The organism is Micrococcus sp. KRD096, from assembly GCF_017168495.1.
Classification (GTDB): Bacteria; Actinomycetota; Actinomycetes; order Actinomycetales; family Micrococcaceae; genus Micrococcus; species Micrococcus luteus.
The window spans coordinates 4,399-25,100 of sequence record NZ_JABFAY010000018.1 but is presented as its reverse complement, the minus strand read 5'-3'; the positions used below and the strand labels follow the sequence as shown (position 1 = coordinate 25,100).

General features: G+C 72.5%; 19 protein-coding genes and 1 pseudogene. 14 read left to right on the top strand and 6 right to left on the bottom strand.

Features of this window, described 5'->3' with window-relative positions; genetic code table 11:
• The 6 genes and pseudogenes from J1M41_RS08995 to J1M41_RS08970 form a co-directional block, all read left to right on the top strand.
• A partial coding sequence (locus J1M41_RS08995) for a YafY family protein (RefSeq protein WP_206451605.1) occupies positions 1-825 on the top strand: 825 nt, incomplete at its 5' end.
• A 37-nt stretch (positions 826-862) separates the two neighbouring features.
• Positions 863-1,120, top strand: a complete 258-nt coding sequence (locus J1M41_RS08990) for a twin-arginine translocase TatA/TatE family subunit (protein WP_002855080.1) — start codon at positions 863-865, stop codon at positions 1,118-1,120.
• Positions 1,121-1,140: 20 nt separating this feature from the next.
• Positions 1,141-1,998 carry a twin-arginine translocase subunit TatC gene (gene tatC / locus J1M41_RS08985; protein WP_041103787.1) on the top strand — a complete coding sequence of 286 codons (858 nt, stop codon included), beginning with the start codon at positions 1,141-1,143 and terminating at the stop codon, positions 1,996-1,998.
• A 74-nt stretch (positions 1,999-2,072) separates the two neighbouring features.
• Positions 2,073-5,060 (top strand): annotated as a pseudogene (locus J1M41_RS08980) (DEAD/DEAH box helicase).
• Positions 5,061-5,079: 19 nt separating this feature from the next.
• Complete coding sequence (locus J1M41_RS08975; protein ID WP_041103783.1) at positions 5,080-6,174, top strand: hypothetical protein; 1,095 nt, start codon at positions 5,080-5,082, stop codon at positions 6,172-6,174.
• Positions 6,175-6,264: 90 nt separating this feature from the next.
• Positions 6,265-6,996: a polyprenol monophosphomannose synthase gene (locus tag J1M41_RS08970; RefSeq protein ID WP_036315073.1), complete on the top strand. Its 732-nt coding sequence runs from the start codon at positions 6,265-6,267 to the stop codon at positions 6,994-6,996.
• A 76-nt stretch (positions 6,997-7,072) separates the two neighbouring features.
• Here the strand turns inward: J1M41_RS08970 and J1M41_RS08965 are convergent, their stop codons facing one another.
• From J1M41_RS08965 to J1M41_RS08955, 3 genes are all read right to left on the bottom strand, one after another.
• On the bottom strand, positions 7,073-7,420 hold the full coding sequence (locus tag J1M41_RS08965) for an RNA polymerase-binding protein RbpA (RefSeq protein WP_012750883.1): 348 nt from the start codon (positions 7,418-7,420) through the stop codon (positions 7,073-7,075).
• Between the two features lie 87 nt (positions 7,421-7,507).
• Entirely contained in the window at positions 7,508-8,698 is a 1,191-nt protein-coding gene (locus tag J1M41_RS08960; RefSeq protein ID WP_036315078.1) for an SPFH domain-containing protein, read from the bottom strand.
• A 70-nt stretch (positions 8,699-8,768) separates the two neighbouring features.
• A complete protein-coding gene (locus tag J1M41_RS08955; protein WP_122054340.1) occupies positions 8,769-9,245 on the bottom strand; it encodes an NfeD family protein in 477 nt (158 codons plus the stop codon).
• Positions 9,246-9,394: 149 nt separating this feature from the next.
• Between J1M41_RS08955 and J1M41_RS08950 the strand changes: the two genes are divergently transcribed.
• Complete coding sequence (locus tag J1M41_RS08950; RefSeq protein ID WP_206451604.1) at positions 9,395-11,500, top strand: NADPH-dependent 2,4-dienoyl-CoA reductase; 2,106 nt, start codon at positions 9,395-9,397, stop codon at positions 11,498-11,500.
• A 59-nt stretch (positions 11,501-11,559) separates the two neighbouring features.
• Positions 11,560-12,108: a hypothetical protein gene (locus tag J1M41_RS08945; protein ID WP_206451603.1), complete on the top strand. Its 549-nt coding sequence runs from the start codon at positions 11,560-11,562 to the stop codon at positions 12,106-12,108.
• Positions 12,109-12,124: 16 nt separating this feature from the next.
• Here J1M41_RS08945 and J1M41_RS08940 read toward each other — a convergent pair whose 3' ends face one another.
• Positions 12,125-12,370: a superinfection immunity protein gene (locus tag J1M41_RS08940; protein ID WP_206451602.1), complete on the bottom strand. Its 246-nt coding sequence runs from the start codon at positions 12,368-12,370 to the stop codon at positions 12,125-12,127.
• A 192-nt stretch (positions 12,371-12,562) separates the two neighbouring features.
• Positions 12,563-13,201, bottom strand: a complete 639-nt coding sequence (locus tag J1M41_RS08935) for a hypothetical protein (RefSeq protein WP_206451601.1) — start codon at positions 13,199-13,201, stop codon at positions 12,563-12,565.
• Positions 13,202-13,310: 109 nt separating this feature from the next.
• On the opposite strand from J1M41_RS08935, the gene J1M41_RS08930 reads away from it, so the two are divergent.
• Both J1M41_RS08930 and J1M41_RS08925 read left to right on the top strand, forming a co-directional pair.
• On the top strand, positions 13,311-13,727 hold the full coding sequence (locus J1M41_RS08930; protein ID WP_073116901.1) for a DUF3054 domain-containing protein: 417 nt from the start codon (positions 13,311-13,313) through the stop codon (positions 13,725-13,727).
• Positions 13,728-13,795: 68 nt separating this feature from the next.
• Positions 13,796-14,077, top strand: coding sequence for an Lrp/AsnC family transcriptional regulator (locus tag J1M41_RS08925; RefSeq protein WP_002854527.1), 282 nt, complete (start codon positions 13,796-13,798; stop codon positions 14,075-14,077).
• A gap of 54 nt (positions 14,078-14,131) precedes the next feature.
• Here J1M41_RS08925 and trpD read toward each other — a convergent pair whose 3' ends face one another.
• Positions 14,132-15,190, bottom strand: a complete 1,059-nt coding sequence (gene trpD, locus J1M41_RS08920) for an anthranilate phosphoribosyltransferase (RefSeq protein ID WP_002854528.1) — start codon at positions 15,188-15,190, stop codon at positions 14,132-14,134.
• A gap of 250 nt (positions 15,191-15,440) precedes the next feature.
• Here trpD and J1M41_RS08915 point away from each other — a divergent pair, with 250 nt between their 5' ends.
• The 4 genes from J1M41_RS08915 (at position 15,441) to J1M41_RS08900 (ending at position 19,766) form a co-directional block, all read left to right on the top strand.
• Entirely contained in the window at positions 15,441-16,019 is a 579-nt protein-coding gene (locus tag J1M41_RS08915) for a cytochrome c oxidase subunit 3 (RefSeq protein ID WP_020625607.1), read from the top strand.
• Between the two features lie 85 nt (positions 16,020-16,104).
• Positions 16,105-16,911 carry a cytochrome c gene (locus J1M41_RS08910; protein ID WP_036315101.1) on the top strand — a complete coding sequence of 269 codons (807 nt, stop codon included), beginning with the start codon at positions 16,105-16,107 and terminating at the stop codon, positions 16,909-16,911.
• 69 nt (positions 16,912-16,980) lie between these two features.
• Positions 16,981-18,057: a ubiquinol-cytochrome c reductase iron-sulfur subunit gene (locus J1M41_RS08905; protein ID WP_036384754.1), complete on the top strand. Its 1,077-nt coding sequence runs from the start codon at positions 16,981-16,983 to the stop codon at positions 18,055-18,057.
• A gap of 5 nt (positions 18,058-18,062) precedes the next feature.
• Positions 18,063-19,766, top strand: a complete 1,704-nt coding sequence (locus tag J1M41_RS08900) for a cytochrome bc complex cytochrome b subunit (protein ID WP_206451600.1) — start codon at positions 18,063-18,065, stop codon at positions 19,764-19,766.
• Positions 19,767-20,702: the final 936 nt, after the last annotated feature.

Below are 20,702 nucleotides of genomic sequence, written 5' to 3'. Positions count from 1 at the left end.
GAGGTCGGTGGCCGCGTCCACGTGGAGCGCGCCGCCGACCTGGCCGGTCCCGTGCGGCTGACGCGCCCCGAGGCGCACAGCCTCGTCGCCGCCCTGCAGACGGTCGCGGACCTGCCGGTGCTGGACGAGGCCGACCGCGAGGCCGCCCGGTCCGCCCAGCGCCGGATCCGCGCCGCGGTCCTGGACGCGGGGGCCCCGGATGCGGACGACGCGGACGACGCCGCCCTCCGGGAGGCCGAGGCGCACACCGCCGGCGAGCCCCCGGTCGCCGTCGCCGCCCACTGGGACGTGGCCGTGGACCCCGCGACGGTGCGCACCCTGCTGGCCGCCGTGGCGGAGCGGGCCGTCGTGCACCTGACCTACCGCTCCGTGCATGCCGATGCCCTCACCGAGCGAGACGTGGAGCCGCTGGCCCTGGTGCAGGACGGGGCGCGCCTCTACCTGCAGGCGTGGTGCCGTCGCGCCGAGGACCACCGGGTGTTCCGGGTGGACCGGATCAGCGCGCCCGCACCCACGGGGGAGACGTTCGCGCCCCGGGCCCGGCCCGCGCGCTGGCGGGTCCATCCCGACGACACTGCGGGGGTGCCGGTGCTGCTGCGCTGGGCCCATCCCGTCCGCGACGCGGCCGCCGGCTACCGCCCGGACGCCCAGGCCGACCTGCCCGACGGCGACCGGCTCACCCGGGTGCATCTGACCGACGCCGGCGTGGCGGCCGCGCTGGTCGGACGCCACGGCGGCGCCGTCGAGGTGGTGGCCCCCGCCGACCTCCGGGCGTCCGTGGCGGACGCGCTGGGCGATGCCCTGGCGGCCCTGCCGGCGCGGTAGCCTGGACCCCGGAACCCCATCGAAAGGACCCTTCATCATGGCTGGACTCCAGGGCTGGCAGCTCGTCATCATCATCCTGCTCGCGATCCTGCTCTTCGCGGCGCCGAAGCTGCCCGCGATGGCCCGCAACCTCGGCCAGTCGATGCGCATCTTCTCCTCCGAGGTGAAGCAGATGCGCACCGAGGGCAAGGGCACCACGGACGAGCGCTCCGGCGCCGGCTCCACCGCCGCGGACGAGCCGGTCGAGGGCCGCGTCGTCGAGCGTGACGAGACCGACCCGCGCGACCCGCGCTGAGCCGGAAGGACCCCCACCCGATGACCGAGGTCGACGAGGTCGCCCGCCGCACCCGGCGCCGCCGGAAGCGGCGGGACAACCCCACCGGCGAGATGCCGCTGCGCGAGCACCTCACGGAGCTGCGTAACCGACTGCTGAAGTCGGCGCTCGCCGTCGCCGTCGGCATGGTGATCGGCTTCCTCGTCTACCAGCCGGTCATGGCGGAGCTGTTCCGCCCGGTCAAGGAGATCGCCAGCCAGGGACACACGGCGGCCGTCGCCTATGACACGGTGGCCTCGCCGTTCGACCTCATGCTCAAGGTCAGCATGTTCATCGGGCTCATCCTGTCCAGCCCGGTCTGGCTCTACCAGATCTGGGCATTCATCGTGCCGGGTCTGAAGAAGGCCGAGAAGAAGTACGCCCTGGGCTTCATCGCCGCGGCCGTGCCCCTGTTCATCTTCGGCATCGCGCTGGGGTGGCTCGTGATGCCGCAGGCCGTCCAGTTCTTCGTGGGCTTCACTCCCGAGGGCGGCGCGAACCTCCCGACGGCGTCGGTGTACATCAGCTTCGTCACGCGTCTCTACCTCGCGTTCGGCGTGGCCATGGTCCTGCCGGTGCTGCTGGTGGGACTGAACATGCTCGGCATCCTGCCGGGCCGCACGATCGTCCACCACTGGCGCATCACCGTCTTCGTGATCATGCTGATCGCCGCGATCGCCGCCCCCGGTGCGGACGCCATCTCCATGTTCTACATGGCGATCCCGCTCGTCGTCCTCTTCGGCGTGGCCATCGTCCTGTGCCTGTGGGGGGACCGTCGTCGTGACCGCCGCTCGGGGCAGCGCGAGGTGGACGTCGAGGCGGAGCTCGCCGAAGGCCCGAAGCCGCTCGATCAGATCTGAGCGTCGTACGCGGCGGCCCTCCCGCCCGGACGCACGACCACGACGGCGTCCGGACCCGCCAGTAGGGTGGGGCCATGGCCCACCATCCCGCGTCCGCGACCCCGCACGACGAACCCGAGCTGAGCCCGGCGGAGCGCTACGCCCGTGCCCGGGCGGCCCGGCACCATGCCGGCTCCGAGCTCGGCCGGTTCGCCGCACGCGTGGGCTTCCCCCTCGACGACTTCCAGCGCCGCGCGTGCGCCGAGGTCGAGGACGGCCACGGCGTCCTCGTCGCGGCGCCCACCGGTGCCGGCAAGACGGTGGTCGGCGAGTTCGCCGTCCACCTGGCCCTGGCCCGCGGCACGAAGGCGTTCTACACCACCCCCATCAAGGCCCTCAGCAACCAGAAGCACGCGGACCTCGCCCGCGTGCACGGCGCGGAGAACGTCGGCCTGCTCACGGGGGACACCTCCGTCAATCCGGACGCGCCCGTCGTCGTGATGACCACCGAGGTGCTGCGCAACATGCTGTACGCGCAGTCGGACACCCTCATCGACCTCGGCTTCGTCGTCATGGACGAGGTCCACTACCTCGCCGACCGGTTCCGGGGACCGGTGTGGGAGGAGGTCATCATCCACCTGCCCGAGCACGTGCAGCTGATCTCCCTGTCCGCCACGGTGTCCAACGCCGAGGAGTTCGGCGCCTGGCTCGACACGGTCCGGGGCGCCACCACCGTGATCGTCTCGGAACACCGGCCGGTGCCGCTGTGGCAGCACATCATGGCCGGGGGCCGGCTCTACGACCTGTTCGCCGAGGACATCGCCTTCGAGGACGCCGCGGACCGGGACGGGGAGGCCCTGCTCAACCCCGAGCTCAAGCGCCTGGGGGAGGAGGCCGAGCGCCGGTTCCAGCGCGCCGACTGGGGGCGCCCCGGGCGGCAGCAGCACCGCGAGGTGTAGAACGCCTTCGTGCCGCGGGCCAGGGGCGGCCGGCACACGGGTCGCGACGGCGGCCGGGGCCGGACCGGCTCGTCCGCACTGGACCGGGAGCGGCCGGTCTCCGGTCGGCCGGGCGGTCACGACGGCGGCCCGCGGCGCGGACCGCGGCTGTCCACGTCGCGTCCGGAGATGATCCGGGTCCTCGACCGCGACGGGCTGCTGCCATGCATCACCTTCATCTTCTCCCGGACCGGCTGCGACGCCGCCGTGGAGCAGTGCCTGCGGGCCGGGCTCGACCTCACCACGGCGCGGGAGAAGGCGCTCGTGGCCGAGCGGGTCGAGGAGGCGGCGCGCCTGCTGCCCGTCGAGGACCTGGAGATCCTCGGGTTCTGGGCGTGGCGGGACGGCCTGTCCCGGGGCTTCGCGGCCCACCACGCCGGCATGCTGCCCCCGTTCAAGGAGGCCGTCGAGGACCTGTTCACCGCCGGCGCGCTCAAGGCCGTGTTCGCCACGGAGACCCTCGCCCTCGGCATCAACATGCCGGCCCGCTCCGTGGTGATCGAGAAGCTGGTCAAGTTCAACGGCGAGAACCACGTCGACATCACGCCGGGGGAGTACACCCAGCTGACGGGCCGGGCGGGCCGCCGCGGCATCGACGTCGAGGGCCACGCCGTGGTGATGTGGCGTCCTGGGCTGGACCCGGCCGCCGTCGCGCGCCTGGCCTCGCGCCGCACGTACCCGCTGCGCTCCTCGTTCCGGCCCACCTACAACATGTCCGCGAATCTGCTGGCGCAGGTCGGCGCGGAGCAGGCGCGGGGCATCCTCGAGTCCTCGTTCGCCCAGTTCCAGGCGGACCGCTCCGTGGTGGGCCTGGCCCGCGAGCTCCGTTCGAAGCAGGCCAGCCTCGAGAAGTACGAGGAGGCCATGCAGTGTCACCTCGGCGACTTCGCCGAGTACCTCACCCTGCGCAAGGAGCTCGCGGCCGCGGAGAAGTCCGGCTCGCAGGGACGCCGTCGAGCCCACCTGGCCGCCGTGAAGGACTCGCTCGCGAACCTCGCGGTCGGGGACGTCGTCGAGCTCGATGCCGGCCGCTCACTCGGCCGGGCCGTCGTCGTGTTCCCCGCCGGCAACCCCCAGAATCCGCGCGTCGGCGTCGTCACGGACAAGGCGCAGCTGCGCCGCATCACGGTGGACGACGTCGCCGGGCCGGTCGAGCCGGTGGCAGGCGCCGCCCTGCCCCAGGTGGTGCAGGTGAAGACGCCCGCGCAGCGCAAGGACGTCGCCGCGCTCATGCGCGAGGCCGTGCGCACGGGCCGCCCGCCCGCCGGAGGCCGCAGCACGGCGGGCTTCCGCCTCCGGGAGGACCCGGCCGCGCCCCGGGTCGAGGAGCTGCGCCGGGCGCTGCGCCGCCACCCGTGCCACGGCTGCCAGGACCGCGAGGAGCACGCCCGCTGGGGCGACCGCTGGTGGGCCATGCGGCGGGAGGTCTCCGTCCTGAGGGAGCGCATCGCGGGCCGCACCAACACCATCGCCCGCACGTTCGACCGCGTGGTCGGTCTGCTGCGCGCCTACGGCTACGTGCATGAGGACGCGCCCTCACCCCGTGCGGCGCTCACGGAGCGCGGCGAGGCCCTGCGCCGGATCTACGGCGAGCGGGACCTGTTCACCTCGCTGGTGCTGCAGGATCCGGCCATGGACGGCCTGACGCCGGAGGAGTGGGCCGCCGTCGCCGCGCTGCTCGTGTACCAGGGCAAGGGGGAGACCGAGCCCGGACTGGTCCCGATGCCGACCCCCCGGCTCGCGCGCGTCGCGGAGGCCGCCGAGCGCATCGAGGAGCGCCTGCGCACGGACGAGGCCCAGGCCCGGCTCGAGCCGACGCCCCGGACGGACCCCGGGCTGGTGGCACCCATGCACCGCTGGGTGCGGGGCGCCACCCTGCGCCGCACCCTTGACGGCGCGGACCTCGCCGCGGGCGACTTCGTCCGCTGGGCGCGGCAGGTCATCGACGTGCTGGGCCAGCTGGCCAACGTCCCCGGGGACACCCGTCGCAGCCGTGCCTGCCGCCGGGCCGCGGACCTCGTCTCCCGCGGCGTCGTGGCCACCTCGCTGCCGGCGGCCTCGGCGCCGCGCGCGGACGAGGACTGACACGGGCTAGGGTGGGCGGGTGAGCGCACACCTGTTGACCCGCGGCATCATCCACTCGACGACGGACCCGTACGCACAGGCGCTGCTGGTCCGGGACGGGATGATCGCCTGGCTCGGCGCGGACGACTCCGCGGACCGCGTGGCCGACCCGGGTGACGAACGGCGGGACCTCGACGGCGCCGTCGTCGTGCCCGTGTTCGTCGAGCCGCTGGCCCGGCCCGCGGACGCGCGGGACGCGCTGAGCCGCGGCACCGCCGTCGTGACGGTCCTGGCCGGGCCCGAGGACACGGGCGCCGCGCCCGCCGACGAGGACGTCCAGACCGTCGTCTACCGGCACGCCGACCGCGTGGACGCCGAGGCGGCCGGGGTGTGGCTGCCCGTCGGGACCGACACCGACCCCGCCACGCTCACCGGCCTCCTGACGGCCTCGACCCAGGCGGGGGAGCAGGCCTACCTCGTCCCCGACGGCGGTGCGGACGCCGGGCCCGCCGCCCAGGACGTGGCCCTGACCGCCCTGCGCTCGGTCGCGGAGGAACTCGGCACCGCCGCCCTGGGCCGCGTGCGCCATCGGCTCGTGGTCACCCACCCGGTCACCGCCGAGGACCGCGCCTTCCTGGCCGCCGCCGGGGTCAGCGCCACCGTCGTCCCCGACGCGGACGGCGTGCTGCACGCCCCCGTGGCGAGCCTGCTGGCCGACGCCGTCACCGTGTGCCTGGGCGCCGGCCCGGCCGGGGACCCGTGGGCCGCCGTCCGGTCGGCGCTGTCCCACCCCGACCCGGACGAGCGCATCTCCGCCCGCTCCGCCTTCGCCGCCGCGACCCGCACCCCGCTGCGCGCGCTGCCCGACGCTCCGGCGGCACGCCTGTCCGTCGCCCCGCGCCTGAGCGTGTCGGCCCCGGCCGTGTTCGGCGTCTGGGACGCCGACGCGGTCGCTGTGCAGTCGCCGGACGGCCGGGTGGCGGCGTGGAGCACGGACACCCGGGCCGGCACGCCGCTGCTGCCGGCCCTCGACGCCGAGACCGCCCTGCCCCGCTGGCGGGCCACCTGGGTGGACGGCCGGATCGCCGCGGAGGACGTGGCCCGCGACGCTCACGACGCCGCGACGCCGGCCTGAGACCTCCGCTTCCTATACTCGAACGGATGCGATGGCCCGTCCGACCGGCGGGCCGCCCCCACGACCCCGGCCGGAAGGCGAGAACCGCACATGCGCGTGCTGACCATCATCCCCACGTACAACGAGATCGAGTCGCTGCCGCTGACCCTCGGCCGACTCCGTGACGCCGTCCCGGAGTCCGACGTTCTCGTGGTGGACGACGCCTCCCCGGACGGCACCGGCGACTGGGCCGACGCCCGCGCCGCCGAGGACCCCTCCGTGCACGTGCTGCACCGCACCACCAAGGACGGCCTGGGCGGCGCCTACATCGCCGGGTTCCGCTGGGGCCTGGAGCGCGGCTACGACGTCCTGGTCGAGATGGACGCGGACGGCTCGCACCAGCCCGAGCAGCTGCCGCGCCTGCTGGAGGCCGTCCGCACCGCGGACCTGGTGATCGGCTCGCGCCGCGTGCCGGGCGGCAAGATGGTGAACTGGCCGACCTCCCGCAAGATGATCTCGTGGGCCGGCTCCCTGTACCCGCGGATCATGCTCGGCCTCAACCTGACGGACATCACGGCGGGCTACCGCGCCTACCGGGCCGACACGCTCCGTGCGATCGACCTGGACGCGATCGAGTCCAAGGGCTACGGGTTCCAGGTGGACATGACCTTCCGCACGGCCCGGCTCGGCAAGCGGATCGTCGAGGTCCCGATCACGTTCGTGGAGCGTGAGCTCGGCGAGTCCAAGATGAGCGGCGGCATCATCGGCGAGGCCGTGGTCAACGTGACCCGCTGGGGCCTGGCTGCGCGCTGGGAGGGCCTGCGCGCCCGCCTCGGCCTCTGAGGCGCACAGCCCCCGAACGACGACGGGGCCGGATCCATGGCGGATCCGGCCCCGTCGTGCATGGGGGAGCGGCGGGTCAGGCGTCGACGTCCTCGCCGCGGCTGGCGCGCAGCTTGTTGAGCTGGATCTTGTAGGTCTCCTCCAGCTCCTCGAGGCTGCGGCGCTCGCGCAGCATGTCCCAGTGGGTGCGCACGGGCTTGCCCTCGGTCTCAGCCGGCTTCTCGCCGCTGACGAGGAACGCCTCCTTGCCGGTCTTCGAGGTCCAGGTGGCCGGCACGTCTGCCTCCACGGAGAAGGTCACGAACACCTGCTCGCCGTCCTCCGTGCGGTACTCCACCCGCTGCCGGGCGGCGGGCTCGACGCCGGCCTCGGACTCCAGGGACTGCGCGCCCAGGCGCATGCCCCGCAGGCTGCGATCGCTCACGTTTCCTCCTCGTCAGGCCGCGCCGAGGCCCGCGCGGGGGCGCGGGCCGATCGAGGCGCGGCGGGTCGTCCTCACTGATGGAACCATTCAGTGTCCCACAGCATTCCCGTCGGCCTCGCCGGCCGGGCGGGTGCCGGGGGTGCGGCCGGCCGACGGGTCGGGCTCAATCTCCTGCGGCGTGGCCAGGGCCTCGTCGAGCGAGGTCTGCGGCATGTCCTCCGCCGTCACCGCGCCGGCGGTCATCGCGTCCATGACGCCGCTGGCGCGCAGGGCGTCCGCGGTGGTGGGGCGGGACCCACGCGGCCGACGCGCGCGCTCCGGGGTGACGCCGACGTGCTCGGCGCCCGGCTCGCCCGCGCGGTCCCCGGAGTCCCGACGCCGGGGTGCGCGCTCCGGGGTGGGGCGGTCGCCGTCGCCGGGGGCGAACGCCTCACCGAGGCCCTGCAGGGCGCGGGTGAGCTCGGCGGGGACCACGAACATGGTGGTGGCCTGGCCGTCGGCGATCTTGGGCAGGGACTGCAGGTACTGGTAGGCCAGGACCTCGGAGTCGGCGCCGCCGGAGTGGATGGCGTCGAAGACCACCTCGATCGCCTCGGCCTCGGCGTTGGCGCGCAGCACGCGTGCCTGAGCCTCGCCCTCGGCGGAGAGGATCTGGGACTGGCGCTCGCCCTCGGCCGTGAGGATGGCGGCCTGCTTCGTGCCCTCGGCGGTGAGGATGGCGGCGCGGCGGTCGCGCTCGGCGCGCATCTGCTTCTCCATCGAGTCCTGGATGGACATGGGCGGGTCGATGGCCTTGAGCTCCACCCGCGAGACCCGCAGGCCCCAGCGCGTGGTGGCGTCGTCCAGCACGCCGCGCAGCTGGGAGTTGATGGAGTCGCGAGAGGTCAGCGCCTCCTCGAGGTTCATGCCGCCCACGACGTTGCGCAGGGTGGTGGTGGTGAGCTGCTCCACCGCGTGGATGTAGTTGGCGATCTCATAGGTCGCGGCCTTGGCGTCCGTGACCTGGAAGTAGACGACCGTGTCGATGGAGACGACGAGGTTGTCCTCGGTGATCACCGGCTGGGGCGGGAAGGAGACGACCTGCTCGCGCATGTCCACCATCGGGAGCATGCGGTCCACGAACGGGATGATCAGGGTCAGCCCGGCGCCGGCCGTGCGGTTGTACTTGCCGAGGCGTTCGATGTTGGCCGTCCGCGCCTGCGGGATGATCTTGACCGAGGAGGCCACGATCACCGCCGCGAGGACGGCGAGGACGACGAGGACGATGAGGGTTTCCATCGGGGTCCCTTCTTCTGGGGTCGGTGCGGTCGGTGCGGTCGGTGCGGTCGGAACGAGGACGTGGGGCGGCTCAGGCGCCGTCCGCCTGCCAGTCGATGCGGGGGAGCGGGCGGACCACCAGGGTGGCCCCGTCGATGCGCAGGACGGTCACCTCGTCGCCGGGGGCGACGTCGGGCGCCCCGGGCTCGACGCGGGCGGACCAGGTGTCGCCGTCGACGGCGAGCGTGCCGGCGTCGCCGGTGATCGCGCCCTGGGCCGCGACGCGACGCCCCGGGAGCGTGTCCAGGTAGGAGGCGCCGGCGCCGGTGTCCTTGCGCAGGTGGCGCAGGGCGACGGGGCGCACGGCGGCGAGCATCAGCAGGGCGACGGCGGCGAACGCCGCGAGCTGGAGCGCCAGCGGGCCGCCCACGAGCGCGACCACCCCCGCCGCGCCGGCCCCGGCGGCGATCATCAGGAAGACGAGGTCGAGGGTCAGCAGCTCGACGCCGGCCAGGCCGGCGGCCAGCACCAGCCACAGCCAGCCCGCGTTCGCCTCGATCCACTCCATGCGTGCGCTCCCCTCCGTGTCGGGTGCGCGGACGGGTCTGCCGCGCGTCGACGTGTGATCCCCATCCTGCCCTACGCAGTGGCGTTGGACACAGCGTGTCCCCAGGCGGTCCTGGAAGTCGGGAGCTACCGCCCGGTAATGTGAGCTGCATGACATCTTCACCCGTCGCGGTCTCGCCCCTGCTCCAGCCGATCACCCTGGGCCCCCTCACGCTGCCCAACCGGGTGGTCATGGCCTCGATGCACATGGGACTGGAGGATCGGCACGACGACCTGCCGCAGCTGGCGGCGTTCTACGCGGAGCGGGCACGCGGCGGCGTCGGACTCATCGTCACCGGCGGCCTGGGCGTCGTCCCCGAGGGCACGGTGACGCTGGGCGGGGGGATGCTCGCCAGCGAGGAGGACGCGCGCGCCCATCGCGTCGTCACGGACGCCGTCCACGCCGCCGGGGGCAGGATCCTCGCCCAGCTGCTGCACGCGGGACGCTACGCCCCCAGCCCCGACCTGGTCTCGGCCTCCGCGGTGCGAGCGCCGATCTCGCGGCACACGCCCCGGGAGATGACGGCCGCGGACATCGAGCGGACCGTGAACGCGTTCGCACGCGCGGCCACGTTGGCCCTGGAGGCCGGATACGACGGCGTGGAGATCATGGCCTCGGAGGGCTACCTCCTCAACCAGTTCCTCGCCCCGGCGACGAACCGACGCGCGGACGAGTACGGGGGCGACGCCGAGCGCCGACGCCGGTTCCCGGCGGCGGTGGTCGCGGCCGTGCGCGAGGCGCTGGGGGAGCGCGGCGTGCTCTCGGTGCGCACCTCGGCGGCGGACCTGGTCCCCGACGGGCAGACGCGCGCGGAGATCGCGGACACCGCCCGGGCCTTCGAGGCCGCCGGAGCGGACGTCCTGATGACCGGCATCGGGTGGCACGAGTCGCGTGTGCCGACCATCGTGACCTCCGTGCCGCGCGCCGCGTTCCTCGCCGCCTCGGCTGACCTGACCGCCGCCGTCGACATCCCCGTGATCGCCTCCAACCGGCTCACCACCCCCGCCGAGGCGGAGGAGGCGCTGACGTCCGGGGCCGCCGCGCTCGTCGGGCTGGCCCGGCCCCTGCTGGCGGACCCCGAGTGGATGGCCGCGATCAGCGACCCGCGCGCTCGGACCCTGACCCCGTGCATCGCCTGCAACCAGGCCTGCCTCGACCACGTGTTCACCGGGGCCAAGGTCTCGTGCCTGATGAACCCCCGCGCCGGGCGGGAGACGGAGCCGGAGTACGCCGCGCCCGTCCCGGTGGCCCTCGGCCGCCGGCGCCGGATCGCCGTGGTCGGTGCCGGGCCGGCGGGCCTCACGGCCGCGGAGCGTGCGGCCCGGTTCGGGCACGAGGTCACCCTGTTCGACCGGCACGCCGAGCCCGGCGGGCAGTTCCGGCTCGCCCGCCGCATTCCCGGCAAGGAGGAGTTCGGTCCCGCGCTGGAGCACCTGGCGGCCCGCGCGGCGGCATCCGGGGTGACGCTCGTGACCGGGGAGGAGGTGTCCGCACAGACACTCCTCACGGACGATGGGCGGCCAGGCTACGACGAGGTGCTCCTCACCACCGGCGTGCGGCCCCGGCCCGTCGCTCTGCCCGGGGCGGGGGAGCCGGGTGCGCCCGCCGTCCATGCGTACGACGACGTGGTCCTGGGCCACGTCGACGTCGGTCCGCGCGTCGCGGTGATCGGCGCCGGCGGCGTGGGCGTGGATGTCGCCGAGGCCCTGGCGGCCGGCACGGAACGGCCGGACGGGACGCCCGAGACGCAGGAGCACTGGCGGGCCCGCTGGGGCGTGGCCCTGACCGCGGAGACGCCGGGCCAGCTGGCGAAGCCGGCCGCGGCCCACCCCGGACGCGAGGTCCACCTGCTCCAGCGCAGCCCCGGACCGATCGGCGTCCGACTGCGCCCCACCACCGGCTGGGTGCACCGCGCCGAGCTGCGGCGGCACGGGGTCCACCTGCACTCCGGTGTGACCTACGAGGGCCTCGGCCCCGACGGCCTGCGCGTGACCGCGCCGTCCCCGGAGGACCCCGAGGCCCGCGTGGCGCTGACCCTGGACGTGACGGACGTCGTCGTGTGCGCCGGGCAGGAGTCCGAGACGGATCTCGTCGAGGACCTGGTGGCCGCGGGCTACGCGCCGGAGTCGGTGCGTCTGATCGGCGGAGCCGCCGAAGCCCGCGAGCTCGACGCCTACCGGGCCATGGACCACGCCGTGCGGGCCGTGCAGGGCTGAGCCGCGCCGCCGGCCGGCGGGCCCTCGCGGGCGAGCGACGTCGGGGCTACGGTCGGGGCATGGCTCTCATCTACACCGCACGCCTGGACCCGGACAAGCCCGAATGGATCCGCCGCCGCCTCGTGGCGCACGGACTGCCCGAGGACGTGGCCGCCGAGAAGGTCGGCTCGTACCGGCTCGACGATCCCGTCGGCGAGATCGGCGTCGAGTCGATGGTCGTGCGCGTGGGGGACCGGCTCTACCAGACCCCGTTCGCCTACCGAGGCGACGCACCCGCCGAGGGGGACGTCGTGGCCGAGGTGGAGCACTCCGTCCTGGGACACCGCTGGGTCGTGGACGCCGCCACCGACCCGGAGGCGCGCCGTATCCTCGCAGCCTCCGTGCGCGGCGAGATCCCGCAGGCCCGGCTCGAGATGCACGACGAGTCCGGGACCTACCTCGAGACGCGCGCCCCGGATCTCACCCTCCGCGTGATCGGCGCCGATGCGACGGGGGAGCTCGAGGTGCCGGTCGAGCTGTCGGAGACGAACGAGGCGGACGTCGACGGCCCGCGGTGCCTCATCGCCGAGGGAGACGGTGTGCGGGCCGTCGTCGCGCGCCTTTCCTGAGGGGCGGTCTGCGCGGTCAGAGGCCGCGCGGACCCCAGGACCGCAGCCGGCGATGGCTGGTGAGTGACATGAACAGCGCGATGCACCAGCCGAGGACGGTCCACCCGGTGAGCAGGTTCACCCAGAACACCGCCCACACGTTGGAACGGCCGCGGACGGCGGCAATGGCCCACGGAGCCAGGTAGCCCGCCGTGGCGATGGCCAGGACGACGGCGATCGTCGCGTGCAGGGGGCGGTCGCGCTGGTCGGTCATGATCGTCATGGGTCCAGGCTACGCGCGAGACCCGCCGCGCGGGCGTCCCTGTCCGCCGTTCTGCGTTGCGCCGATAATGTACATTATGTCAACTAGCCCGTTCTTCGCCTCCCCTTCGGGCGGTCGCCTGCACGGCACGCGCCGCATCGGGACCTGGCCCAGGTGGCCGCGCCGGGCGGCACCGACACCGCGTGCCGGGGTTCACTCCCCCGGGTCTGCGGACAGCCGCTCCAGCAACGGCAGGACGGCCGCCACGGCCGTCCGGCTCTCGTGCCAGAGCCCGTGCCGCAACCGGGAATGGACGGCCTGCTGACTGATCCCGAGCTCCGCCGCCGCCTCTCGCTGACTGGCGCCGGCTTCCACCAGCCGCCCCGCCGCATGCTGGTCATCGGACCGGCGCCGTTCCACCGTGGCGACCAGCTGCAGGGTGGCCTCTGCACAGCGCAGATCAGCCTCTCGGCCGGTCTCCGAGGCGCGGCCCGGGCGTCGTCCGTGCGGCAGCACCAGCCGTCCCGGTGCTCGCCGGGCGCGGCGCCGCTCCCCTGCTGTGATATGTGACAAGGCTGACTGCTTGTCGTAGTTGCCCTCTGGATCCAGCAGCACCGCCCAGGACCCAGACCGCACGGCCCACAGTGCCAGGCCCACCCCCGCCGCCATGCCGTCGAGAGTGACGGCCAGCTCACCGTCGTGCGGCGTCGCATCGGTTTCGTCGATATGCCACGCCGCCGAGATCACAGCTGCGCCCGGGCGGGGATCGTCGAGCAGCGCGGCTGCCAGACGTCGGGCGTCGTCGGCCGTGGCGGCGGTCGGTCGGATGGGCACCAGATGTACGGACACCATACGGAGAGCCTAGCTCCGACAAAGATGGGATTTTGTCGTAGGTCCCGTCCACAGACTCCCTCGAGCGGGCGCTCCGCGCCGATCCTCCGCGGTGGGCCAGACTGGATGCATGACGTCCTCCCCCACCGCCCGTCGTGCCGCGCCCGCCGAGCATCGCGCCCCGCGCGGCGCCCTGCCGGCGCTTGCCGTCGACCTCCTGCTCACCCTCCTCTTCGTGGCTCTGGGTCAGGGGCAGCACTCCACGGAGCGCGGCCCGCTGGGTCTGCTGGTCACGGCGGCGCCGTTCCTGGTGGGCCTCCTCCTCATGACCGGGGTGACCGCCGGACACCGGACGTGGGCCCGCGTGTGGCCCCACGGCGTGATCGTCTGGCTGGGGACCGTGGCGGTCGGCATGGTCCTGCGCGTGGCCTTCGGTCTCGGTGGTGCACCGGTGTCCTTCGTGCTCGTGGCACTCGGGGTGCTGGGCGTCCTGCTCCTGGGCCGCCGGGCCGTGACCGCCTGGCTGGTGCGCCGCACCCGGAGGTGAGGGCCCGGCGCGCAGCTAGGATCGTCGGGGACACCGGACCCACAGCATCGAGGAAATGAGGACCGCCCGTGGTCACCGCCATCGTCTTGATCAAGACCGACAAATCCAGCATCCCGGAGACCGCCGAGACCCTCGCCGCGCTCGAGGGGGTCGGGTCGGTCTACTCCGTGACCGGCGCATGGGACCTGGTGGCGATGGTCAAGGTGCGCCGCTACGAGGACCTCGCCGACGTGATCGCCGACCACCTCTCCAAGGTCGACGGGATCCAGGACACCGAGACCATGCTGGCCTTCCGGACCTACTCGTCCGAGGACCTCGGCGAGGGATGGGCGCTCGGCTTCGACTCCTGAGCGTCTTCTCGACGACGGACCCCACCTCGCCGGGGAGGGCCCGTCGTCGCACCATCAGGACCGGGAGAAGGCGACCCAGCGGTCCAGGACGTCACGCGCGGCGCCGGAGTCGATCGACTCGGCGGCCCGCGTCATGTTGGCCGCCAGTCGCTCCATCAGCGGCGCGTCCGCGTCGCGGTCCCAGGCCGTCAGGCCCGCGGCCGCGTTGAGGAGGACGGCGTCGCGGATCGGACCCTTCTCCCCCGCCAGCAGAGCGCGGACGAGGGTCGCGTTGTAGGCGCCGTCCCGCCCGGCCAGGGCCTGAACGGGGGCCAGGTCGATGCCCAGCTCGCGGGGGTCGAGCTCGTGGGTGCGCACACCGTCCCGGACCTCCATGACGGTCGACGGCCCCGACGTCGTGATCTTGTCCCGGCCGTCCGCCCCGCGGAAGACGAAGCCGCGCACCCCTCGGTCCGCGAGCACCTGGGCGAGCAGCGGGACCATGGCCTCACTCGAGCAGCCCAGGGCCTGGGCGGTGACCTGGGCCGGATTGCTCAGGGGGCCGAGGAAGTTGAACACGGTGGGCACGCCGAGCTGCTTGCGCACCGGGGCCACATACTTCATGGACGGGTGGTAGTTCTGGGCGAAGAGGAACGTGATGCCCACGGCCTCGGCGCACTCCTCGGCCTTCCGGGCCGGCATGGACAGGTCCACGCCGAGGGCCTCGATCACGTCGGCCGCGCCGGCGGTGGACGAGGCGCCGCGGTTCCCGTGCTTGACGATCCGCGCGCCCGCACCGGCGGCCACGAGCGAGGACATCGTGGAGAGGTTCACGGTCCCCAGGCGGTCGCCGCCCGTGCCCACGACGTCGAGGGTCTCCCCCGGCACGTGCACCGGGTTCGCCGCCTGGACCATCGCCTCGGTCAGGCCGCGCAGCTCCGGCACCGTCACGCCCTTGGCGGCCAGGGCGAGGAGGAATCCGCCCACCTGCCCCTCGGTGGCGTCGCCGGCCATCATCTCCCCCATGGCCCACGCGGCGACGTCGTCGCTGAGGTCCTCACCGAGGGTGAGGGCGCGGAAGACCTCCGGCCAGGAGGTCCCAAGGACTGCTGCGGTGTTCTCGGGGGTGCTCACGCACTGAGCCTAGCGGCCCGGCCGCACCCGGGACCGCGCCATGTCATGCGCCGCCCGCCGTGAACCTGGACATCCCCTGGCCGCCAGCCCCCGACTGTCACTGAAACCCCCCGACGGTGCTGACGACCTGTCCTGCGACACGGTAGGTTCGATTTACCGCCCGGGCGGTGTTTGGGGCCATAATGGCTGGGTGACCACAGCTAACCCCACTCTCCATCAGCCCACCACGGGGCTCCCGAGCCGGCCGAACATGGTGCAGGTCGGGACCATGGTGTGGCTTGCCAGCGAGCTCATGTTCTTCGGTGGGCTCTTCGCCATGTACTTCACCCTGCGCTCCACGTCTCCGGAGCTCTGGGCCGAGCACACCGCGATCCTCAACGTCCCGCTCGCCGCGGTGAACACGACGATCCTGGTGCTCTCCTCCGTCACCGCCCAGTTCGGCGTCCTCGCCGCCGAGCGCCTTCAGCCCCGCCGCACCGGCGGCTTCCTGCAGTTCGGGAAGTGGGGCATGGTCGAGTGGTTCATCCTGACCTTCATCATGGGCTCGATCTTCGTGGCGGTGCAGTCCTACGAGTACGCGGTTCTCGTCTCCGAGGGTGTGACCGTCGCGGCGAACGCGTACGGCTCGGCGTTCTACATCACCACCGGCTTCCACGCCATCCACGTGACCGGCGGCCTGATCGCGTTCCTCTTCATCATCGGCCGCGCCTACATGGCCCGCCGCTTCGGCCACCACGAGGCGACGTCGGCGATCGTCGTGTCCTACTACTGGCACTTCGTGGACGTCGTCTGGATCGCCCTGTTCTTCATCGTCTACTTCCTGAAGTAAGACGACCCCCACTCACCGCACCGACTTCAGGCCCGGGCCGGCAGCATGAGCGGCCCGCCCGGGAAGAGAACGATAGGAAACCCCCGTGAAGGCACTTTCGCAGAACCGACGCCATCCCCTGATGGGGCTGGCGCTCCTCCTGCTGGGACTCCTGGTGACCGGCGGACTGTACTCCGTCGCGAGCACCGTGAACCAGGCGCAGGCGGCCACGCAGGTCACCGCGGCCGCCTCGGCTGATGACATCTCCGAGGGCGAGAAGCTCTTCAACGCGAACTGCGCCTCGTGCCACGGCACGGGTGCCGCGGGGGGTCCCTCCGGTCCGTCCCTGATCGGTGTCGGCGCCGCCTCCGTCGACTTCCAGGTGGGCACCGGCCGCATGCCGATGCAGATGAACGGCCCGCAGGCCCAGGTCAAGCCGAACCAGTTCAACGACGAGCAGACGGCGCAGCTCGCCGCCTACGTCGCCTCGCTGGGCGCCGGCCCCGCCGTCCCCGAGGACGAGTACCTGGATGTGAACCACGAGGACGTGGACATCACCCGCGGCGGCGACCTGTTCCGCATCAACTGCGCCATGTGCCACAACGCGGCCGCGGCCGGCGGTGCGCTCACCCGCGGCAAGTACGCCCCCTCTCTGCAGGGCGTGGAGGAGAAGCACATCTACGAGGCCATGGAGACCGGCCCGCAGAACATGCCGGTGTTCTCCGACTCGAACATCAAGCCCGAGGACAAGCGCGACATCATCGCCTACCTGAAGACCATCGAGAACCAGGGCTCCCCCGGCGGCCTCGCCCTCGGCTCGCTCGGCCCCGTCTCCGAGGGCCTGTTCATCTGGACCGCTGGCCTGGCGCTGATCATCGGCTTCATGGTCTGGCTCACCAGCCGGTCCTCCTGATCCCGTCGGCGCAGGCGCGCCGACCACCCGTCATCGACATTCATCACTCGAGTAAAGGAAACAGGACATATGGGCGAGAAAGGCTTTGAAGGGACCGAGCACCGCTCGGATTCCCTCGAGCACGCCGGCGAGGACGCGCCCCGGTACGCGATCGACAACCCGGGCCTGCCTCCGCACCGTCCGCGCCTGGCCGATGAGGATCCGAAGGCTGCGAAGCGCGCCGAGCGTCAGGTCTCGGTCATGTTCCTCATCTCCATCGTGGGCACGGTGCTCTTCTTCATCGGCTACTTCGGTGTGGGGCAGATCGGCAACGGCGAGGCGTTCAGCAAGATCTACCTGCAGAACCTGCTGCTCGGCCTGGGCACCGCCCTCGCCATGTTCGGCATCGGCATCGGCGTGGTGCACTGGGCCAAGACCCTGATGCCGGACCACGAGACCGTGGAGGACCGTCACGAGATCCGCTCGGAGGACGACCGCGTGGCCGCCACCGGGATGATCTCCGAGATCCTGGACGAGTCGCAGATCAAGCGCCGCCCCCTGCTGCGCAACACCCTGATCGGTGCCGCCCTGCTGGCCCCCCTGCCGTTCATCGCCGTGTTCCGCGATCTGGACGACTCGGACAACTTCTCAGATGAGGAGATCCACAACTTCGGTCCGGAGCGTCTGCGTCACACCATGTGGGCCGAGGGCGTGCGCCTCGTGCGCGACCCCACCGGCTCCCCCATCAAGGCCTCGGACGTCACGCTCGGCTCCGCCGTGCACGTCATCCCCGACGGCCTGAACGACCTGGGCCCTGACAAGCTCAACCAGAAGGCCAAGGCCGTCGTCCTGCTCATGCGCCTCGACCCGGCCAAGGTGAAGATCACCCCGGGTCGCGAGGACTGGAACGTGGACGGGATCTTCGCCTACTCCAAGGTCTGCACGCACGTGGGCTGCCCGATCGCCCTGTACGAGCAGCACACCCACCACCTGCTCTGCCCCTGCCACCAGTCGACCTTCGACCTGACGCAGGAGTGCAAGGTCATCTTCGGCCCGGCCAGCCACGCGCTGCCGCAGCTGCCGATCACCGTGGACGATGAGGGCTACCTCGTGGCCCAGAGCGATTTCCATGAGCCCGTCGGGCCTGTCTACTGGGAGCGTGGCTGACACCTATGAGCACCACCGTGAATGAGTTCCAGCCGGCGACCACGACCGGCCGCATCGCCAACTTCGTCGACACTCGCATGGGCATGTCGCCGATCGTGAAGTTCTTCGGCCGCAAGATCTTCCCGGACCACTGGACGTTCATGTTCGGCGAGGTCGCCCTGTACAGCTTCGTCATCCTGCTGCTGTCCGGCGCGTTCCTCACCCTCTTCTTCGACCCCTCCATGTCGGAGGTCGTCTACGACGGGGCCTACGCCCCGCTGCGCGGCATCGAGATGTCCGCGGCCTACGCCTCGACCCTGGACATCTCGTTCGACGTGCGCGGCGGCCTGTTCATGCGCCAGCTGCACCACTGGGCGGCGCTGATGTTCGTGGCGGCCATGTCCGTCCACATGCTGCGCGTGTTCTTCACCGGCGCGTTCCGTCGCCCGCGTGAGCTGAACTGGCTGGTCGGCTGCTTCCTGCTGATGGCCGGCTGGGCCGCCGGCTTCACCGGCTACTCCCTGCCCGACGAGGTGCTCTCCGGCAACGGCCTGCGCATCATCGACGGCATCCTGAAGTCGCTGCCGCTGGTGGGCACGTACCTCTCCGCCTTCTTCTTCGGCGGCGAGTTCCCCGGCCACTCGGTCATCGGCCGCCTGTACGCCCTGCACATCATGATCGTGCCGGCCGCCATCCTGCTGCTGATCGGCATCCACCTGTTCATGGTCGTCGTGCACAAGCACACCCAGTACCCGGGCCCGGGCCGCACCGAGGACAACGTGGTCGGCTACCCGGTGGGCCCCGTGTACGCGGCCAAGGCCGGCGGCTTCTTCTTCATCGTGTTCGGTGTGCTCGCGCTCATCGCCTCCACGGTGACGATCAACGCCAACTGGAACTACGGCCCGTACGATCCGTCCCCGGTGCAGGCCGGCACCCAGCCCGACTGGTACATCGGCGTGTTCGACGGCGCCCTGCGCCTCATGCCGGGCATGATCGGCGACTACTCCTTCCTCTGGAACATCCCGATGCCGTGGGGCTCCTCGGTGTCCCTGCCCATGGGCGTGCTCGTGCCGCTGATCCCGGTCGGCGTCCTGCTCGTCGGCATGTGCACCTGGCCCTGGATCGAGCGGTGGATCACCAAGGACAACACTGAGCACCACCTGCTCGACCGTCCGCGCAACGCCCCGGCCCGCACGGGCATCGGCGTGGCCGCCGTCGTCTGGTACTGCGTCATGTGGGCGGCCGCGTCCTCGGACCTCATCGCCACCCACTTCCACCTCTCCCTGAACGACGTGCTGTACGTGCTGCGCGCGCTGTTCTTCCTCGGCCCGGTGATCGCCTTCATCGTGACCCGCCGCATCTGCCTGTCCCTGCAGCGCAAGGACCGTGAGCTGGTGCTCCACGGCCACGAGGCCGGCGTCATCGAGATGTCCCCCGAGGGCGGCTTCCACGAGCGTCACCGCCAGCTCACCGACTACGAGCTGTACCGCCTGGTGTCCTTCGAGGACCGCCGCCCGGTGCCGGCCATGCCCGGCCGCAACGGCAAGGTGGGCGCGCTGGAGAAGGCCCGTGCCGGCCTGAACCGCATGTTCTACCAGGATCGCGTCGCCCCGGTCTCCCGCGAGGAGCTGGTGGAGGCCCGCACCCACGGCCAGCACGGCCACGAGGACGGCGGCCACCACGAGCTGGGCGCCGACCCGAGCTCGCACAACCCGAAGATCGACGGCTGACCGCGGATCCTCTCGGACGTAGAAGGCCCCGCACACCGCTCGGTGTGCGGGGCCTTCCGCTGTCCGGACTCCCGCCCCTTCGCGTCCTCTGTCGTCTGGACACTTTCGTCCGGGAAACGGGAGCCTCCGGCGGTGCTTTCGTTCGGGATACGGGAGGCTGCGGGTTCTCAGCCTGCGACCGGGCCACGCCGAACCGGCCGTTCTCCTCCCCTGGAAGCGTCGTCCGGCGCATCTGGACGCCAGACCCACGCGCCGTCGTCGGGGTCCCGGCGCCACCCCTGCACGGGTGCATGCGCGGGTCGGACGACGTCGGTCAGCCACAGCGTCGTGCCCGGGTTCCACCCGGCGAGCACGGTCGCGACGCCCGAGGCGACGGGCAGGCAGCGCGCGGCGGAGGCGAGGCAGCCGAGTGCCGTCAGGTGGAGCGCATCCCACTCCTGGGCTCCACGTTTCCGATCCGGGTGCAACCATCGACCCGCCCTCCCGGTCCCCTGCCACTCGGTTCCCGGTCACCCGGTGCCAGTCGTGCCGCCTGGAGGCGCTCACGTCCAGAGGGACGCTACGCCACAGCCGGGCCCGGTCACCCGGGCTGGTCACCTTGTACGTACGTCCGACATCGTTCCACGGGGTCACGGCGGCCGTCCCCGCCCCGGAGTCGTCTCCGATGAGATCCAACCCCGCAGGCACCTGCGAGACGCTTGCGACGATGGCCACCGGGATCGACCACCAGATCCCGTACCGGTTCGCCGTGGGGTCTGCGGGATTCCTGCCGCTGCGCGGGCTTCCTCCCGCCGCTCCACCCGCGCCCCTGTAAGCGGCCATGAAAAGCTGCCCATAGGTGGCCAGGGAATGACCCGCTGACGGCCATGAGGACTGCCCAGTGATGGCCACGGGAACTGCCCGGTGCTGGCCATCTGGTTTGCCCGCGTTGCTCGT

Bases quoted from the DNA above. Each gene is read 5' to 3' on its own strand.
- J1M41_RS08990 (WP_002855080.1), top strand. From the start codon at position 863: ATGGCTGGACTCCAGGGCTGGCAGCTCGTCATCATCATCCTGCTCGCG.
- tatC (WP_041103787.1), top strand. From the start codon at position 1,141: ATGACCGAGGTCGACGAGGTCGCCCGCCGCACCCGGCGCCGCCGGAAG.
- J1M41_RS08970 (WP_036315073.1), top strand. From the start codon at position 6,265: ATGCGCGTGCTGACCATCATCCCCACGTACAACGAGATCGAGTCGCTG.
- J1M41_RS08960 (WP_036315078.1), bottom strand. From the start codon at position 8,698: ATGGAAACCCTCATCGTCCTCGTCGTCCTCGCCGTCCTCGCGGCGGTG.
- J1M41_RS08955 (WP_122054340.1), bottom strand. From the start codon at position 9,245: ATGGAGTGGATCGAGGCGAACGCGGGCTGGCTGTGGCTGGTGCTGGCC.
- J1M41_RS08950 (WP_206451604.1), top strand. From the start codon at position 9,395: ATGACATCTTCACCCGTCGCGGTCTCGCCCCTGCTCCAGCCGATCACC.
- J1M41_RS08945 (WP_206451603.1), top strand. From the start codon at position 11,560: ATGGCTCTCATCTACACCGCACGCCTGGACCCGGACAAGCCCGAATGG.
- J1M41_RS08940 (WP_206451602.1), bottom strand. From the start codon at position 12,370: ATGACGATCATGACCGACCAGCGCGACCGCCCCCTGCACGCGACGATC.
- J1M41_RS08935 (WP_206451601.1), bottom strand. From the start codon at position 13,201: ATGGTGTCCGTACATCTGGTGCCCATCCGACCGACCGCCGCCACGGCC.
- J1M41_RS08930 (WP_073116901.1), top strand. From the start codon at position 13,311: ATGACGTCCTCCCCCACCGCCCGTCGTGCCGCGCCCGCCGAGCATCGC.
- J1M41_RS08915 (WP_020625607.1), top strand. From the start codon at position 15,441: ATGGTGCAGGTCGGGACCATGGTGTGGCTTGCCAGCGAGCTCATGTTC.
- J1M41_RS08905 (WP_036384754.1), top strand. From the start codon at position 16,981: ATGGGCGAGAAAGGCTTTGAAGGGACCGAGCACCGCTCGGATTCCCTC.
- J1M41_RS08900 (WP_206451600.1), top strand. From the start codon at position 18,063: ATGAGCACCACCGTGAATGAGTTCCAGCCGGCGACCACGACCGGCCGC.